Annotated in this window: 14 protein-coding genes and 1 pseudogene; 11 read left to right on the forward strand and 4 right to left on the reverse strand. The window is 71.1% G+C overall.

Annotation, left to right across the window (positions count from 1 at the left end):
• Nucleotides 1-29 precede the first annotated feature (29 nt).
• The 5 genes from ACQPXG_RS04560 to ACQPXG_RS04580 all read left to right on the forward strand — a co-directional run bounded on the left by ACQPXG_RS04560 (nucleotide 30) and on the right by ACQPXG_RS04580 (nucleotide 3661).
• Complete coding sequence (locus ACQPXG_RS04560) at nucleotides 30-410, forward strand: BlaI/MecI/CopY family transcriptional regulator (RefSeq protein ID WP_433466354.1); 381 nt, start codon at nucleotides 30-32, stop codon at nucleotides 408-410.
• Nucleotides 407-1345, forward strand: coding sequence for a M56 family metallopeptidase (locus ACQPXG_RS04565; RefSeq protein WP_433466355.1), 939 nt, complete (start codon nucleotides 407-409; stop codon nucleotides 1343-1345). Before ACQPXG_RS04560 ends, ACQPXG_RS04565 begins: the two co-directional genes overlap by 4 nt.
• A gap of 145 nt (nucleotides 1346-1490) precedes the next feature.
• A complete protein-coding gene (locus tag ACQPXG_RS04570) occupies nucleotides 1491-2525 on the forward strand; it encodes an NlpC/P60 family protein (RefSeq protein ID WP_433466356.1) in 1035 nt (344 codons plus the stop codon).
• 17 nt (nucleotides 2526-2542) lie between these two features.
• Nucleotides 2543-2974, forward strand: a complete 432-nt coding sequence (locus ACQPXG_RS04575) for a DUF6153 family protein (protein ID WP_433466357.1) — start codon at nucleotides 2543-2545, stop codon at nucleotides 2972-2974.
• A 72-nt stretch (nucleotides 2975-3046) separates the two neighbouring features.
• Nucleotides 3047-3661 carry a DUF305 domain-containing protein gene (locus tag ACQPXG_RS04580; RefSeq protein WP_433466358.1) on the forward strand — a complete coding sequence of 205 codons (615 nt, stop codon included), beginning with the start codon at nucleotides 3047-3049 and terminating at the stop codon, nucleotides 3659-3661.
• A gap of 101 nt (nucleotides 3662-3762) precedes the next feature.
• On the opposite strand, the gene ACQPXG_RS04585 is transcribed toward ACQPXG_RS04580, so the two are convergent.
• From ACQPXG_RS04585 to ACQPXG_RS04595, 3 genes are all read right to left on the reverse strand, one after another.
• Nucleotides 3763-3966: a hypothetical protein gene (locus tag ACQPXG_RS04585; protein WP_433466359.1), complete on the reverse strand. Its 204-nt coding sequence runs from the start codon at nucleotides 3964-3966 to the stop codon at nucleotides 3763-3765.
• A 100-nt stretch (nucleotides 3967-4066) separates the two neighbouring features.
• The gene (locus tag ACQPXG_RS04590) at nucleotides 4067-5896 is read right to left on the reverse strand and encodes a WD40 repeat domain-containing serine/threonine protein kinase (RefSeq protein ID WP_433466360.1); all 1830 of its coding nucleotides are present in this window, start codon (nucleotides 5894-5896) and stop codon (nucleotides 4067-4069) included.
• 3 nt (nucleotides 5897-5899) lie between these two features.
• Nucleotides 5900-7867, reverse strand: coding sequence for a protein kinase domain-containing protein (locus ACQPXG_RS04595; RefSeq protein WP_433466361.1), 1968 nt, complete (start codon nucleotides 7865-7867; stop codon nucleotides 5900-5902).
• A gap of 158 nt (nucleotides 7868-8025) precedes the next feature.
• Here ACQPXG_RS04595 and ACQPXG_RS04600 point away from each other — a divergent pair.
• The 5 genes and pseudogenes from ACQPXG_RS04600 to ACQPXG_RS04620 form a co-directional block, all read left to right on the forward strand.
• Nucleotides 8026-8217 (forward strand): annotated as a pseudogene (locus ACQPXG_RS04600) (serine hydrolase); the annotation flags it as partial.
• Nucleotides 8218-8263: 46 nt separating this feature from the next.
• A complete protein-coding gene (locus ACQPXG_RS04605; RefSeq protein ID WP_433466362.1) occupies nucleotides 8264-9436 on the forward strand; it encodes a sensor histidine kinase in 1173 nt (390 codons plus the stop codon).
• Entirely contained in the window at nucleotides 9433-10101 is a 669-nt protein-coding gene (locus tag ACQPXG_RS04610) for a response regulator transcription factor (protein WP_433466363.1), read from the forward strand. Before ACQPXG_RS04605 ends, ACQPXG_RS04610 begins: the two co-directional genes overlap by 4 nt.
• A gap of 120 nt (nucleotides 10102-10221) precedes the next feature.
• Entirely contained in the window at nucleotides 10222-12414 is a 2193-nt protein-coding gene (locus ACQPXG_RS04615) for an MMPL family transporter (protein ID WP_433466364.1), read from the forward strand.
• Nucleotides 12415-12457: 43 nt separating this feature from the next.
• Nucleotides 12458-13906: a hypothetical protein gene (locus ACQPXG_RS04620; protein ID WP_433466365.1), complete on the forward strand. Its 1449-nt coding sequence runs from the start codon at nucleotides 12458-12460 to the stop codon at nucleotides 13904-13906.
• Nucleotides 13907-13931: 25 nt separating this feature from the next.
• Here ACQPXG_RS04620 and ACQPXG_RS04625 read toward each other — a convergent pair whose 3' ends face one another.
• A complete protein-coding gene (locus ACQPXG_RS04625) occupies nucleotides 13932-14387 on the reverse strand; it encodes a winged helix-turn-helix transcriptional regulator (RefSeq protein WP_433466366.1) in 456 nt (151 codons plus the stop codon).
• A 135-nt stretch (nucleotides 14388-14522) separates the two neighbouring features.
• On the opposite strand from ACQPXG_RS04625, the gene ACQPXG_RS04630 reads away from it, so the two are divergent.
• Complete coding sequence (locus ACQPXG_RS04630) at nucleotides 14523-15434, forward strand: nitrilase family protein (protein WP_433466367.1); 912 nt, start codon at nucleotides 14523-14525, stop codon at nucleotides 15432-15434.
• The last annotated feature ends 3 nt before the right edge of the window (nucleotides 15435-15437 follow it).

A 15437-nucleotide genomic window follows, 5' to 3' on the forward strand; every position in this document is an offset into this window, starting at 1 on the left:
CACAATGTGGGCAAGGACGGAGGTGGCGTGTGGCCGGCTTGGGCGGATCGCTTGAGCGTTCCATCATGGACGTGCTGTGGGCGGCGCCTGGCCCGCTTCGGATTCGCGAGCTTCTGTCGAAGCTGAACGAGAATGCCGACAAGACGCTGGCCTACAACACCGTGCAGACCGTGGCCGAACGTCTGGCGCAGAAGGGTCTGCTGCAGCGCACCCAGGACGGGATCGCCTTCCGCTACAGCCCCACCCGTGCCCGTGAGGAGTACGCGGTCGAGTTGATGCTGGACGCGCTGACGGAGACGTCCGACCACGGCGCCATCCTTGCCAGGTTCGCCGAAAGCGTTCCCGCCGAGGACGCCCGCCATCTGCTGGACGCCTTGCGCCGGCGGGCGTCCGACGAGGGCGAGACGTGATCTTCCTGGTGGCCGGGCTGATCGCGTCGGCGCTGTTGCTCGGGTGCCTGGCCGGACCCGTCCTGGACCGGTCGCAGCGTTCCGCCGCCGTCCCCGGGATCGCCATCGCCTGCTGGATGGCCGCTCTCGCCGGCACCTTCATCGCCGGCGGCGGGGTGGTCGCGATCGCGCTGCTCTCTCCGCCGGGGCCCGGCCACGGGTTTCTGGAGTGGCTGCGCGACTGCCTGCCCCACCATGGGGATCTGGCGATCATCATGGCGGCCGCCGCGAGCCTGGTGCTGCTGACGGCCTGCGGTTCCCGGCTGGCCCGCGGCCTGCCCCGGCTCGTCCGGGCCGTCCGGCATCGGCGCCGGCACTGGGAGATGCTGCGCCTGGTCGCCAGGCAGGACGGGCGGCACGCCGATGTGCTGGTCCTCGACCATCCCGTCCCGGTGGCCTACTCGCTGCCCGCGCGGCGGCGCGCGATCGTGGTCAGCACCGGGGCGCAGGACGCGCTCAGCCCCGCCGAGTTCGGGGCGGTCCTGGCGCATGAGCGAGCCCATCTGCGCCAGCGGCACCACGCGCTGCTGCTGATGCTCGATCTGGCGCACGCACTGCTGCCGTGGCCGCCGACCGTCCGGCGGGCCAGGGCGAGGCTGCCGCTGCTGCTGGAGATGGCCGCCGACGACGCCGCGGCGCGGGCCTGGGGGAGGCGGCCACTGGTGGACGCCCTGCGCCGGCTTGCGGCGGCGCCGGGCGCGGCCGGAGCTCTGGGGGCGACGGGCGGATCGGGCCCGGCGGCGCTGGTGCAACGCGTGCGGCGGCTGGAGTCGGCCGAGCCGGCGAAGCCGCGCAAGGTGCTGCGGATGACCGCCTCCGTCTTCGTCATGGCGGCGGTCGCGACACCTCTTGCCGTGGTCGCCATGGCGATCGCCGAGTTGTCCACCGTCTGCTGAGGCCACCGGGGCGAATGAGCCGAATCGTCCACTTGGGTGGCGTATGAGGTCATGATCTCCTACGCTCCGTAGGAGGCATCGCGTGACGTTCCCGCCGGGGACGGCGATGGCCGCGCCCCGTGGGCGTCACTGGAGAGGACACTTCATGCCGCGACGAGCTGCCGGAGAACGCACGCCGGCCCGCCGCCGGATCACGGCATTGACGGCATCGGTGGCCCTCTTCGCGGGACTTCTGCCCGCCGCCCCCGCCTGGGCGGAGCCCAAGCCCACCCGCAAAGAGCTGACCGCGCAGCAGAAGAAGCTCGCCGACGAGACGGAAAAGCTCAGCGAGCAGTACAACGGGCTGCGGGAGCGCCTGCGGCAGGCGCAGCGCGCGGCCAAGGTGGCCGAGGGCAATGCCGCCCGCCAGAAGAAGGCGCTGGAAGAGGCCCGCGCCCGCATGGTCAAGGTCGCGGCGGACAGCTACAAGAACGGGCCGTCCGACCCGGCGGCCGCCTTCGCATCCGCCGATGACCCGCAGGCGATCCTGGACCGCTCGGCCACACTGAACTACTTCGCCCGCCAGGACGGCGGCCGCGTCGCCCAGCTGCTGCAGACGATGCAGTCCGCCGAACGCGCCCGCAAGTCGGCCGAAGCGCGCGCGAACCAGGTCCGTCAGATCACCGACGAGGCGAAGAAGAAGCGCCGCGAACTCCAGGCCAAGCTGAAGAAGGTCGAGGCCAAACTGGGGACCGGCCCTGCCGGTCGCGTCAACGGCGGGCCCGTTCCCAATGTGGATGCCGGGGGCGCCTCGGCCAAGGCCATGGGTGCCGTCCGGGCGGCCCTGAGCCAGCTCGGCGTCCCCTACTCCTGGGGCGGTGGCAACGCGTCGGGCCCCTCCTATGGAACCGCGCAGGGCGCCAACATCAAGGGCTTCGACTGCTCCGGACTGACCCTGTACGCCTACGCCCAGGTCGGCATCGGCCTCGGCCACTACACCGGCAGCCAGTACAACGCCGGGACCCGCGTGAGCATGAGCCAGCTCAAGCCCGGAGACCTGGTGTTCTTCTACAGCGACCTGCACCACATGGGCATGTACATCGGCAATGGCAAGATGGTCCACGCGCCGCAGACCGGCGACGTCGTCAAGATCGCCCCGATTGCCGGACGCCCCTTCGCCGGCGGGGTCAGAGTCGCCTGACCGCATCGACCGAGCAGGTGGGAGGACTGAAGCAGGTGCCGGAGCGGTGTCCGCGCAGAGGATTCTCGAAGCTGCCGTCCGGTCTGCTTCTGCTCTTCTGCGTGCTCGCGATGCACGGCTTCCAGGCGTCGCCGAGCCCGACGGAGATGACCGGCGTCCCGCTGACGTCCATGAGCGCCGGCCACCATGACCCGGCACCGACGGCGGCGGCGAACCACCGGGCTGCAGGCGACGACCAGCCCGGCGGCGACCACCACAATGATCACCCCGGCGGTGGGATCTGCCTGGCGATCCTGACGATGCTGCTGCTCGTCATGACGGCCGTAGCCCTGAGCGGGCTGAAGCCGACCGCGGTGGTCGTGCAGATCCTGACCAGGACACGGATTCTGCTCGTCGGCCGGCCGCCGCCGAGACCGTCCCTCCACCGGCTGAGCGTGCTGAGGCTGTGACAGGCCCTCGGCGCATTCCGTGTGCGCCAACGGCCCTGAACACACCCTCACCACGAAAGGTTCCAACCAACCATGAAGCGTGTAGTCACGCTTGCCATCGTTCCTGCACTCGCGATCTCTCTGGCCGCGTGCGGTGACGACAACGACTCCGGCTCGATGTCCGGTCACTCAATGTCGGCCAGTGCGTCTCCGTCCTCGGGCGCGCAAGCGCACAACGACCAGGACGTCATGTTCGCCCAGATGATGATCCCGCATCACCGCCAGGCGATCGAGATGGCCGGCCTCGCCGCCACCCGGGCCTCCTCGGCCGAGGTGAAGCGGCTCGCCTCCGACATCAAGAAGGCCCAGGACCCCGAGATCCAGCAGCTGACGGGCTGGCTGACCTCCTGGGGCGCGTCCACGCCCTCGCCGGGGATGGGCTCCATGAACCATGGAGGCATGGACCATGGCGGCATGGACGGCATGATGAGCGAGAAGGACATGAAGGAGCTGGAGTCCGCCAAGGGCCAGGCGTTCGACAAGTCCTTCCTGGAGATGATGATCAAGCATCACCAGGGCGCCGTGACGATGGCCAAGACCGAACAGGCCTCCGGCGAGTTCCCCATGGCCAAGGCCATGGCCGACGGCATCGTCTCCTCGCAGTCCGCCGAAATCGCCAAGATGCGGGCACTCCTGCAAAAGATGTAGGACGTCCTCGCTAGAGAGGGAAGGGCGAGGTCGAGCACGCCCGCCCTTCCCTCAGGCGGACCGATGCCGGCGAAACGAAGGCCGTCGGTGTCGGCGCCGCATCATGTGCCGTGCCGCGCGGGTGGTTGCTCGACGTCCGACGGCGACGGGGCCGCGGACCGGACGTCCTGCTCCAGCTTTGTGATCATCACGGTGACCTCGGGTGGGAGCCATCGCGTGGCGTCCTCGGCCGGTGCGGTCAGCCGGTCGAGCAGTTCGGTGATGCCAGGCCGGTTCTGGGAGGTCTTGGAAAGGCAGGCGTCCAACAGGCCCGCCAGGTTCTCCGGCAGACCGGTCCCCAGCCTTCCAGAAACCGGACCTTCCGTGGCCTGATCCGGCGTTCCGGGGACGAGCCGGCCTGGTGGGCTAGCGAAAGGTCCAGAACCGGGTCGTTCCGGCTCCGCTCGTGGTGGCGAAGCTCTGCCCGTTGGGGGCGAACGTCACGGTCTGGTCCTGGTCGGAGTCACCGGGAAGCGCCGCGGTGTTGCGCCGTGTCGGGACGTGCCAGAGCCGGATGTTCTTCTCGTCGGCGCTGACCAGGGTGTCGCCGTCCGGGCTGAACGCCAGGGCCCGGACCTCGCCCTGGAGGCCTTTGAGGGTGGCGTGGAGCCGGCCGTCGGTCGCGCTTCGGAGCTCGATCCCCCAGTAGCTGCCGTTGGAGACCGCGGCGGTCCTCCCGTCCGGGCTGAAGGCGAGGCAGGGGATCTCGCTGCCGTCGGACGAGACCTCGACACCCTTGCCGTCCGAGACGTCCCAGAGGGTGTAGCGCCCGGACAGGTACCGGGCGCCGGCCAGTGTCTTTCCGTCCGGCGAGAACGCCAGCGCGTTGGCGGTGTAGTCGATGTTCATCGAGACGGACTTGTCGGTGACGGCGTCCCAGATCTGGACGTACGGCGATCCGTTTCCGCTGCTGATGGCAAGTGACCGGCCGTTGGGACCGAACCTGAGCGCCTGGACACCGCGCGCCTTGGTGAAGGACTTGCGGACCCGCCCGGACGCCACGTCCCAGAGGTGGACGGCCCCGTCCTCGGCGCCGGTGGCGAGGGTCTTGCCGTCCGGGCTGAAGACCATGGGCCGCCGATAGGTCTTGGTGTCCTCGATCTCGTGCGAGGTGACCTGCGCGGTGGCCAGGTCCCAGCGCAGGATCGACGCGAATCCCGCGCCCCACAGGGTCCTGCCGTCGGGAGAGAACGCCAGGTCCGACACCGCGACCTCCGAACTCGGCAGGGTGAAGGCGGTGGGCACCCCGATCGGGGTCTTCGGGGCGTTCCGCCGCCTGGCGGCGGGAGCGTCCGAGGGCCACAGCAGGACCGACGGGACGGTGACGGCGGCGGTCGCCGCGACGGCCGCCCCGCCCAGCAGGACGGCCCGGCGGTGGAACCGGCGCGGGGGATCGGCGGCGAGCCCGGCCAGCACGTCTTTGACGGACGGGCGTCGCGCGGCGTCCTTCTCCAGGCAGCGGACGATCAGGTCGCGCAGCTGCTGGTCGGCGGTGAGGCCGGCCAGGTCGGGCGGCGCACCAACGATCTTGCGGACGATCGCCGGGATGGTCGTCGCGTCGAACGGGCCGTGTCCGAGCGCGGCGTAGGCGAGCACGCAGCCGAGCGAGAACACATCGCTCGCCGGGCCGGTGACATCGGCCCGCACCTGCTCCGGGGACATGAAGGAGAACGTGCCGACGACCGCCCCGGCCGAGGTCAGCGCGGTCGCGTCCGCCGCGCGGGCGATGCCGAAGTCGATGACCCGGGGGCCGTCCGGGGCCATGATGACGTTGCCGGGCTTGAGGTCGCGGTGGACCAGCCCGCACGCGTGGATCGCGGCCAGTCCTTCGGCCAGCCCCGCGCCCAGTTCGCGTACCGCGCCCGGCGCGAGCGGCCCCTGGCGCAGCACGACCTGCCGCAAGGAAGGGCCGGGGACGAACGCGGTCACCATCCAGGGAGACTCGGCTTCGGGGTCGGCGTCGACGACCTGCGCGGTGTGAAATCCGCCGACCTTGCGGGCGGCCTCGATCTCGCGGGCGAACCGCCGGCGGAACTCCGGGTCAGCGGCGTACTGGGCGCGGACGACCTTCACCGCGACCCTGCGTCCGCCCGGCGAGATCCCGAGGAACACCTCGCCCATGCCTCCCGCGCCCAACCGGCCCCCCAGCCGGTAAGGGCCCACCTGTCGGGGGTCGTCATCGCGCAGCGGATCCACTGGTCAGACCTTCCAGAGCGTCACGGTGCCGTCGGGCTTGCTGCCGCCCACGCCTGCCACGGTTCGGCCGTCCGGGGTGAGGACGATCCTCTCGACGGCCTGGGAGTGGCCGACGAGCGTCGCGGTGAGCGCGCCGGTGGCGGTGTTCCATATCCGCACGGTCCGGTCGGAGCAGGCACCGAGAACGGTCGAGCCGTCCGGGGAGAATTTCGCGTCCTTCACCGTCGCTTCGCCGGCCCTGATGACGCGCACCGCGCGGCGGGTGGCGACGTCCCAGATCCGGACGGTCTGGTCCGCACCACTACTGGCCACCCGCTTGCCGTCCGGGCTGAACGCCACGCCGGTCACGTTCTCGGTGTGGCCGACGAGCTGGCCGAGCTTGCGCAGCGTCCGGCCGTCGAGGAGCTGGACGGTGTTCCCAGGGGACTTCTTGTAGTAGCCGTCCACCCCGACCGCGACGATCTTGCCGTCCGGGCTGTAGGCGACCGCGTTGACCCCGCTGTGGCCGAGGTCGAACGTCGCCTGGGTGCGGCCGCCGGCGGCGTCGAACAGCCGGGCGTCGGGGTTGACGCCCGCGATCATGCGGCCGTCCGGGCTGTAGGCCACCGAGTTCAACCCGAACTGGCCGGTCCGCACGTTCACCTTGATCCGGCCCGTGGCGGCGTCCCAGATGAGCAGGACGCCGGCGCTGCTGGCGGAACTGGCCAGGGACCTGCCGTCCGGGCTGAACGCCAGCGCGCTCACCCAGCCCGTCTTGTCGATCGTGCGCAGGACCCGCCCGGTGGAGAGGTCCCACAGCGTGATCGTGGCGTCCAGGCCGCCGGCGGCGAGGGTCCGGCCGTCGCCGGTGATGGCGATCTCGCTGAGGTTCTTGACGCCTTCGGCGCTGAGTGAACCGCTCGGGGAGGCCAGGCCGTTCGGGCGAGGTGGCGCCGCGGGCGGCGCGGTGGCCTTCTGCTCCCCGTCCCCCCGGGTCAGGAGGAACGCGGCCGGAACGCCCACGGCGGCGACCGCCGCTCCGATGAGCAGCGCCCGGCGGCCGACGTGGGGCTGGCCGGCCGGCGCGACAGCCGGGCCGTCCTGCCGCCGGGTCGCGACGAGTGTGGCGTTGGCGTGTGTGTCGACGGCGTCTTCCGGCGGGAGCATGCGGGCCGGTCCCGGAGCCGGGGCGACGATGCTCTGCGGCGCGGTCGTGAGGGTGTCCACGGTGGGGCGCTTCGTGTAGTCCTTGGCGAGGCACGCGGCGATGAGGTTGCGCAGGTCGTCGGGCAGCCCGGACAGGTCCGGCTCTTCGTGCAGAACGCGGTGCACGATCGCGGGGATGGTGGGGGCGTCGAAGGGGCCGGAACCGGTCGCGGCGTAGGCGAGCACGCAGCCGAGCGAGAACACGTCGCCGGGCGGCGCGGACACCTCGCCCAGCACTTGCTCCGGCGACATGTAGGCGTAGGTGCCGACGACCACATTGTGGGAGGTCAACACGGTCGCGTCGGTCGCACGGGCAACACCGAAGTCGATGATCCGGGGCCCGTCCGCCGCCATGATGACGTTGCCGGGCTTGAGGTCGCGGTGGACCAGCCCGCACGCGTGGATCGCGGCCAGGCCCTCGGCCAGCCCCGCGGCGAGCGCCCGGACCGCGTCGGGATCGAGCGCCCCGCGCTCGGCGACCGCCTGCTGGAGGGACGGCCCGGCGATGTACGCGGTGACCAACCAGGGCGATACGGCCTCGGGGTCGGCGTCCACGACCTGCGCGGTGTGGAACCCGCCGACCCGGCGCGCGGCCTCGACCTCGCGGGCGAACCGCCGCCGGAACCGATCGTCCTCGGCGTGCTCGGCGTGAATGACCTTGACCGCGACACGGCGGGCGCCGGGGGAGGTTCCCAGGAACACCTGACCCATGCCGCCCGCACCTAGCCGGGCTTCCAGTCGGTAGGGGCCGATCCGCAGGGGATCGCCAGGGCGCAGCGGTTCCATCTTTCACCCGTCGTTGGGCTCGGAGACATCGCAGACTTTCTAGCAGACATAGATGTTCTTTAGATGCCCCCAGGACGCAGTGTGACGCAGCGCATGGACGTCCGGCAGTCCTTTGTGGCAGCCGCGGCCGGTCCGTCACCGGCGCCGAGTCCATCACCCTGCGAAGCGGAACCGGCGACCTGCGGACCGGACGCCCCATGCCGGCGAACGGACTCGTGCGAATAGGCTCCACGACCAAGGCCTTCGTCGCGACCATCGTGCTCCAGCTGGCAGGTGAGGGCCGAGTGCGACTGGACGCTCCGGTGGAGAGGTACCTGCCCGGGGTGGTCAGGGGCCGCGACGTCGGCGGGGCCGATCACCTGGAGGTGAGCGTTGACTCGAACATCTCGCGGGCGCTTGAGTCCGCCGGCCACGGACGCGCTGCTGGCGGTTGTCGTGTTCGGGATCTCGCTGCTGGTGCCGGTCCTGGACGAGAACGGCGACACCGAGCCGCTGACGGTCCGGGGCGCGATCGTCGGGGCCGTGATCTGCGCCTCGCTGGCCTTCCGGCGGCGCTGGCCGGTGACGGTGCTCGCCGTGACCGCCTCCGGGATGGCCGCCTATGTCGTGTCCGGTGGGCAGAAGAGTCCGCTGATGCTGGCCACGATGATCGCGATGTACACGTGCGCGCTGAGGCGGCCGCGGCGCGAGGCGGTGCTGGAGGCCGCCGCCGTGGCGGCGCTGCTGACCGGGATGAGCGTGGTGTTCGGCAACCGGGGGTGGCTGGGCCCGGAGATCATCGCGCTGACCGCGCAGAGCGCGTTCGCCGTGGCGGTGGGGATCGCGGTCCGCAACCGGCGCGCCTACGTCGCAGCGGTCGAGGAGCGGGCGCGGCGGGCCGAGCGGACGCGGGAGGAGGAGGCGCGCCGCCGGGTCATCGACGAGCGGCTGCGGATCGCCCGGGAGTTGCACGACGTCCTGGCCCACCACATCGCGCTCATCAACGTGCAGGCGGGGGTGGCGGCCCACATGATGGAGACGGAACCCGACCAGGCCAGGGAGTCCCTGGCGCACATCCGGCGGGCCGCCCGGTCGTCATTGGAGGAGGTCCGCACCACGATCGGGCTGCTGCGCCAGCCGGACGACCCGGACGAGGCGGCCGTCGAGCCGTCCCCCGGGCTGGACGGGCTGCCCGACCTGATCGCGGGCTTCACCGCGGCCGGCCTGATCGTCGACCAGAAGGTCTCCGGGACGCCCGTGGACCTGCCCGTGGCACTGGGGCTCACGGCGTACCGGGTCGTCCAGGAGGCACTGACGAACGCGAGCAGGCACGCGTCCCGCCCGTACGCGGACTTGGAACTTCAATACCTGCCGTCCGCGCTGCGGATCCACGTTCGCAACCCGGCCGATCCCGCGGCGTGGCCAGGGTCCTCCAGCGGTCTCGATCCGGTGGAACTCGGGGAGGGCGGCCACGGGCTGCTCGGCATGCGGGAACGCGCCCACGCCCTCGGCGGGACGTTCGCGGCGGGCCTCGCCGACGGCCGGTTCGAGGTCCGCGTCCTCCTGCCGCACGAGGGGACGGGGACGTGACGATCAAGGTACTGCTCGTCGACGACCAGGCGCTGGTCAGGGCCGGTTTCAAGGTCCTGGTGGAGGCCGCGCCCGACATGGAGGTGGTGGGCGAGGCGTCCGACGGACGGGAGGCGGTCCGGCTCGCCGCCAGGGCCGACGTCGTGCTGATGGACATCCGGATGCCCGGCTCGGACGGCCTCACCGCCACCCGGCAGATCACCTCCGCGCTGCCGGACGTCCGGGTCCTGGTGCTGACCACGTTCGAGATCGACGAGTACGTGTTCGCCGCGCTGCGCGGCGGGGCCAGCGGGTTCCTGGGCAAGGGCGTCGAGCCGACGGAGCTGCAGCAGGCGATCCGCCTGGTCGCCCGGGGTGAGGCGCTGCTGTCCCCCGGCGCGACGCGCGCGCTGATCGGCCGGTTCCTGCGGGGGCCCGCCCAGGACGTGGGCGCCGTCGCCGAGCGGGTGGCGGCGCTCACCGAGCGGGAACGGGAGATCCTCATCCTGGTGGCGGCCGGGCTCGGCAACGATCAGATCGCCGAGCGCCTGGGGATCAGCCCGCAGACCGCGAAGACCCATGTGAACCGGACGCAGGCCAAGCTCGACGCGCACGACCGGGCCCAGCTCGTCATGCTCGCCTATGAGACGGGCCTCGTCCGTCCCGGTTCACCTCCTGTGGCGTAGGGCGCGCAGGCGGGTACCGCGATCGCGGTACGCCCGAAACCGTTCGTGAGGCGGACAAGTCGGCGGTCAGGGCGCACAAGGCTGGAAGGCATCTTGTCGCATCGCCCGTGAGGAGTCCCCTTGTCCGCCCTCGCCCGCTGGTGCTATCGCCACCGGCTCCTCGTCGTCCTGCTCTGGGTGGCGTTGCTCGCCGGTCTGGGCGTCGCCTCGACCGCCGCCGGCTCCAAGACCAGCAACAGCTTCTCCCTGCCCGGCACCGAGTCGACCAAGGCGCTCGACCTGCTGAAGGCGACGATGCCCGCCCAGTCCGGCGCGAACGCGAGCGTGGTGTGGCGGTCGACCGGCGACGTCCGGGCCCCCGCCGTCAAGAACAAGATGACCGCGACCCTCGGCGAGCTCGCGAAGATGCCCGACGTGGGCGGGATCACCAGCCCGTACAGTGCGCAGGGCGCGCGGCAGATCAGCGCGGACGGGCACACGGCGTACGCCTCGGTGGACTTCACCAAGCAGGCCAACGAGCTGGACAAGGCGAATCTCCAGAAGTTCGTCGACACCGCCGAGGCGGCCCGCGGCGACGGCCTGAAGGTCGAGCTCGGCGGCGACCCGATCGGGCAGTTGCAGCAACCCGGGACGAGCAGCAGCGAACTCGTCGGCATCCTCGCCGCCGCGGTGGTGCTGTTCGTGGCGTTCGGCTCACTGTTCGCGATGCTGCTGCCGATCGGCACCGCGATCGCCGGCGTCGGCACCGGCCTGCTGACCGTCACGCTGCTGACCCATGTCATGAGCATCGGCGAGATCGGCCCGATCCTCGGCGCGCTGATCGGTCTCGGCGTCGGCATCGACTACGCGCTGTTCATCGTCACCCGGCACCGCTCGAACCTGAAGTCCGGCATGGACGTGGAGTCGTCAGTCGTCAAGGCCATCGACACCTCCGGCCGCGCGGTGCTGTTCGCGGGCGGCACCGTCGTGATCGCTCTGCTCGGCCTGTTCGTGCTCGGCATGAGCTTCCTCAACGGCATGGCGGTGGCCTCGGCGGTCACCGTCGTCTGCACCGTCCTGGCGGCGGTCACACTGCTGCCCGCGATGCTCGGCTTCATCGGGATGCGGGCGCTGAGCCGTCGCGAGCGCCGTGCGCACGCCGCGGGCGGTTCGAACCGGCCGGGGGTCTGGGCACGCTGGGCCGGGGTCGTCGAACGGCGCCCGGTGATCCTCTCGGTCATCTCGCTGGCGCTGATCGCCGTCCTCTCCCTGCCGGTGCTCTCGCTGCGGCTGGGCTCCTCCGACGCCGGCAACGACCCGTCCTCGTCGACCACCCGCAAGGCCTATGACATGCTGGCGGACGGCTTCGGGCCGGGCTTCAACGGACCGCTCCAGCTCGTCGCCGAGACGCCCGCCGCGTCCGATCAGCAGGCCCTGCGGAACCTGGCGGGGCAGGTCTCCCGCACGGAGGGCGTCGCCGCCGCCGTCGCGATGCCGGCCAAGCCCGGCGCCAAGGTCGGCATCGTCCAGGTGATCCCGAAGACCTCGCCGCAGTCCAAGCAGACCGCGGACCTCATCGGCCATCTGCGGCACGACGTGATCCCGCCGGCCGAGAAGGGCAGCACGCTCAGGGTCTACGTGGGCGGCCAGACAGCGATCTTCGACGACTTCGCCGACGTGCTGACGGGCAAGATCCCGCTGTTCCTCACGGTGATCATCGCGCTGGGCTGCCTGCTGCTGCTCGTCGCGTTCCGCAGCCTGCTCGTGCCGCTCACCGCCGCCGTCATGAACGTGTTCGCCACCGCCGCCTCGTTCGGCGTGGTCGTGGCGTTCTTCCAGTACGGCTGGGGCTCAGAACCGCTCGGGCTCGGCGCGGCCGGTCCCGTCGAGGCGTTCCTGCCGGTCATCATGCTGTCGATTCTCTTCGGCCTGTCGATGGACTACCAGGTGTTCCTCGTCAGCCGGATGCACGAGGAATGGGTCCACACCGGCGACAACAAGCGGGCCATCAAGGTCGGCCAGGCCGAGACGGGACGCGTCATCACCGCCGCGGCCACCATCATGATCGCGGTGTTCATCGCCTTCGCCTTCGGCGGCCAGCGGGTCATCGCCGAGTTCGGGGTGGGCCTGGCCGCCGCCGTGGCGATCGACGCGTTCGTCCTGCGGACGGTCCTGGTGCCGGCCGCGATGCACCTGTTCGGAAAGGCGAACTGGTGGCTTCCCGCCTGGCTTGAAAGGCGCCTCCCGCATCTGTCCGTCGAAGGCTCCGAGGAAATGGTCGACGAGAGCCGGCAAGCACACCGGCCCGTCACGGTCGGCCGGGAGAGCAGATGATCTAGCCTGGCCTGGGGAAACGCTGACGGCGACCGGGGGATCTATGTCGGCCAGGGTGGCGCTCGGCTGCGTTGCGCTGGGGTATGCGGTACTGCAGGCGGTGACGGGCGGCCTGTGGGTTCCGCTGGATCTGGACGAGGCCGTGTACGCGAGCCAGTTCTCGGGCGACACGCCGCGGATCCCGTTCGCGGTGCATCGGTCGTTGGGCGAGGGGCTGCTGGCCGCGCCGGTCACCTCCTGGACCTCGGATGTGACGGTGATCCGCGTCTATTTCGCCGCGCTCTCGGCGGCCCTGCTCCTGCTCGCCTTCTGGCCATGGACGAAGGTGCTCGACCGTGCGGCCGCGCCGGCCGCGGCCGCCCTGTTCGCGGTGCCGTGGGTGTCCCTGCGGTTCGGCGCCACCGTGCTGCCGAACATGCCGGTCGCGCTGGGGGCCGTCGGGGCCGCGGGCGTCCTGGTCGTGGGCGGGCGCCGCGCGTGGGTCCCGCTACTGCTGATCATCACCGGCGTCGGGTTGCTGCGGCCGACGGACGCCCTGTGGCTCGCGCTGCCGCTGTTCGCGGCGGCGGTCGTGGTGCCGGGATGGCGGTGGTCGGCGGCGGGGATCGCGGGCGGGGTCGCCGCCGGGTGGGGCGTGTGGCTGGTCGAGTCGTTCGTCCGGTTCGGTGATCCGATCACGCGCCTGCGGGCGATCCAGTCGGTCAACGGCGCGAGCGGGCTGCGTTTCGTCCTGCCGCGCTACCTGGCGACGCTGGACGGGCGGGAGTCGTGCCCGCCCACGACGGTGGACTGCGGCACGGTGGGATTCGCCACGGCACTGTGGTGCGCCGGGGGCCTCGCGCTGGTCGGGGCGGGGTTGTGGGCGACCAGGGGAGAGGCCCGCCGTGCCCTGCTGGTCTCCGCCGCGACCGCCGTCGTCTTCGGGGGTGCGTATGTGGTGTTGTCGGACCTCGCCGTCCCCCGATACCTGCTTCCCGTGTTCGCCCTACTGTCCCTGCCGGCCGGCGCGGGCCTCACCGCGATCCTGCGCGCCGCGCGAAGGCGGCGTGCGGGCCAGATCCTTGCCGCCGCCGTTCTCGCGACGGCTCTCGTACACACCGGGTTGCAGGTCGCGGAGGCCGACCGTGCTTCGCATCGGGCCAAGCTGGCTCTCTCCTGGCCCGTACAGGCCGCCGACGCCCTGGCCGCCCGCGGCGTGGGCGGCGAGTGTGCCGTGCTCGGCGGGTTCGCGCCGCAGATCGCCTTCCTGCGCCGGTGCCATGCCCCGGACATGCGCGACGGCTTCGGTGCGCGCGACGCGTCCGCCGCGATCACCGCCGCCAACGTCGAGAGACTGCGGACCCGGGGACTGCGCGTCGCCCTGGTCACCAGCCGCCGCCCCGCACTTCCCGGGCCATGGCAGGCCGTCACCGTAGTGGGCGACGGACCCCGCCTGTACCTCTCCCCATCACCCGCTCGCCCCGCGCCCGAACACCCAGTGTCCCGGCCGTGAGCGGCGGACAGATCGTCGCCTGTCTTCAGGACCCCGTTCCGACCTTGCGGACGAAGGCTTCGGTGGAGTTCAGGACACGCCCGGTCTTGTCGGTGACCTCTAGCTTCCGGAGGGGTTTCTCGGTCTTGGTGTCGAGGAGGACCGAGTGCGGCTCGGCCTCTTCGAAGAGGTGGTCCTCGCCCCACTGGCGCAGGCTGACCAGGATGACGAAGAGGTCCCGGCCCTTCTGGGTCAACGCGTACTCGTGATACGCGCTCCCGTCCGCGGCCGGGACGACCTCGAGGATGTCGTGCGCGACGAGTTCGCGCAGGCGCGACGACAGGATGTTCTTCGCCAGACCGAGGTTCCTCTGGAACTCGCTGAACCGGGTGATGCCGTCGAACGCGTCCCGGACGATGAGCAGCGACCAGCGGTCCCCGATGACGTCGACCGCCCGCGCGACCGGGCACTCTGCTCGCTCGTGAGTCACGCGCTGCGGCATCGACGTCCCCTTCGGTGATGCGACCGGATCGCTCCGCGCCAAGTGGTTGCAAGTATAAACCAGATCTCCTATGCTCCCGCTCAAGCTGGTTTCAACTTGAAACTAGATTCGGTGGACGGCGAAGGAGGCCACGCCATGACGACACAGGCGCAGGGGAGCGCGGATCCGAGGGTGAGTCCGGTGCGGGTCGCGGTCGTTCAGTTCGAACCGCGGGTCGGAGTCGAGAACCTCAAGGCCAACGCCCTGGCGGTCGAGCGGCGGCTGACGGCGGCGGCGGACGCGGGAGCCGACCTGATCGTGCTTCCCGAGCTCGCGACCACCGGGTACGTCTTCGAGAGCCGCGAAGAGGCGTTCGCTCACGCCGAACCGGTTCCGGACGGGCCCACCGTGGAGTCGTTCGCGCGGATCGCCGCCGCGCGGAACGTGTACATCGTCGGCTGCGTGGCCGAACGCGACGGCGTGAAGCTCTACGACACCGCCGTACTGGTCGGCCCGGAGGGCTACATCGGCCGCTACCGCAAGACCCACCTGTGGAACACCGAGAAGCTGTGGTTCACCCCAGGTGACGAAGGCTTCTCGGTGTTCGACACAAGGATCGGCCGGATCGGGCTGCTCGTGTGCTGGGACATCTGGTTCCCGGAGACGGCGCGCATCGTGGCTCAGATGGGCGCGGACATCATCTGCGTGCCCACGGGCTGGGTGTGGACGCCACCACCTCTCTACGACGCGAGCGGTGTGTGCATGGCGGCGTACCTGACCATCACGGCGGCACACGCCAACAACGTCTTCATCGCCACCGCGGACCGGATCGGCCAGGAACGCGGCGCGGGATTCATGGGCAACTCGCTGGTCGCCGGGACGAACGGCTGGCCGATCGACCGGATCGCCGGTCCGGACGAGGACACCGTCATCTACGCGGACGTCGATCTGACGGCCGCCCGAACGGCTCCGATCTGGAACCAGCTGAACGATCTCCATCGGGACCGCCGCACCGACCTGTACGACCAGATGCTCGGCTACCGCGACCGCGCTCCGCTGCCGAGGTGACGC

Origin of the sequence: Spirillospora sp. CA-128828 (assembly GCF_050945415.1) — a bacterium.
Classification (GTDB): domain Bacteria; phylum Actinomycetota; class Actinomycetes; order Streptosporangiales; family Streptosporangiaceae; genus Spirillospora.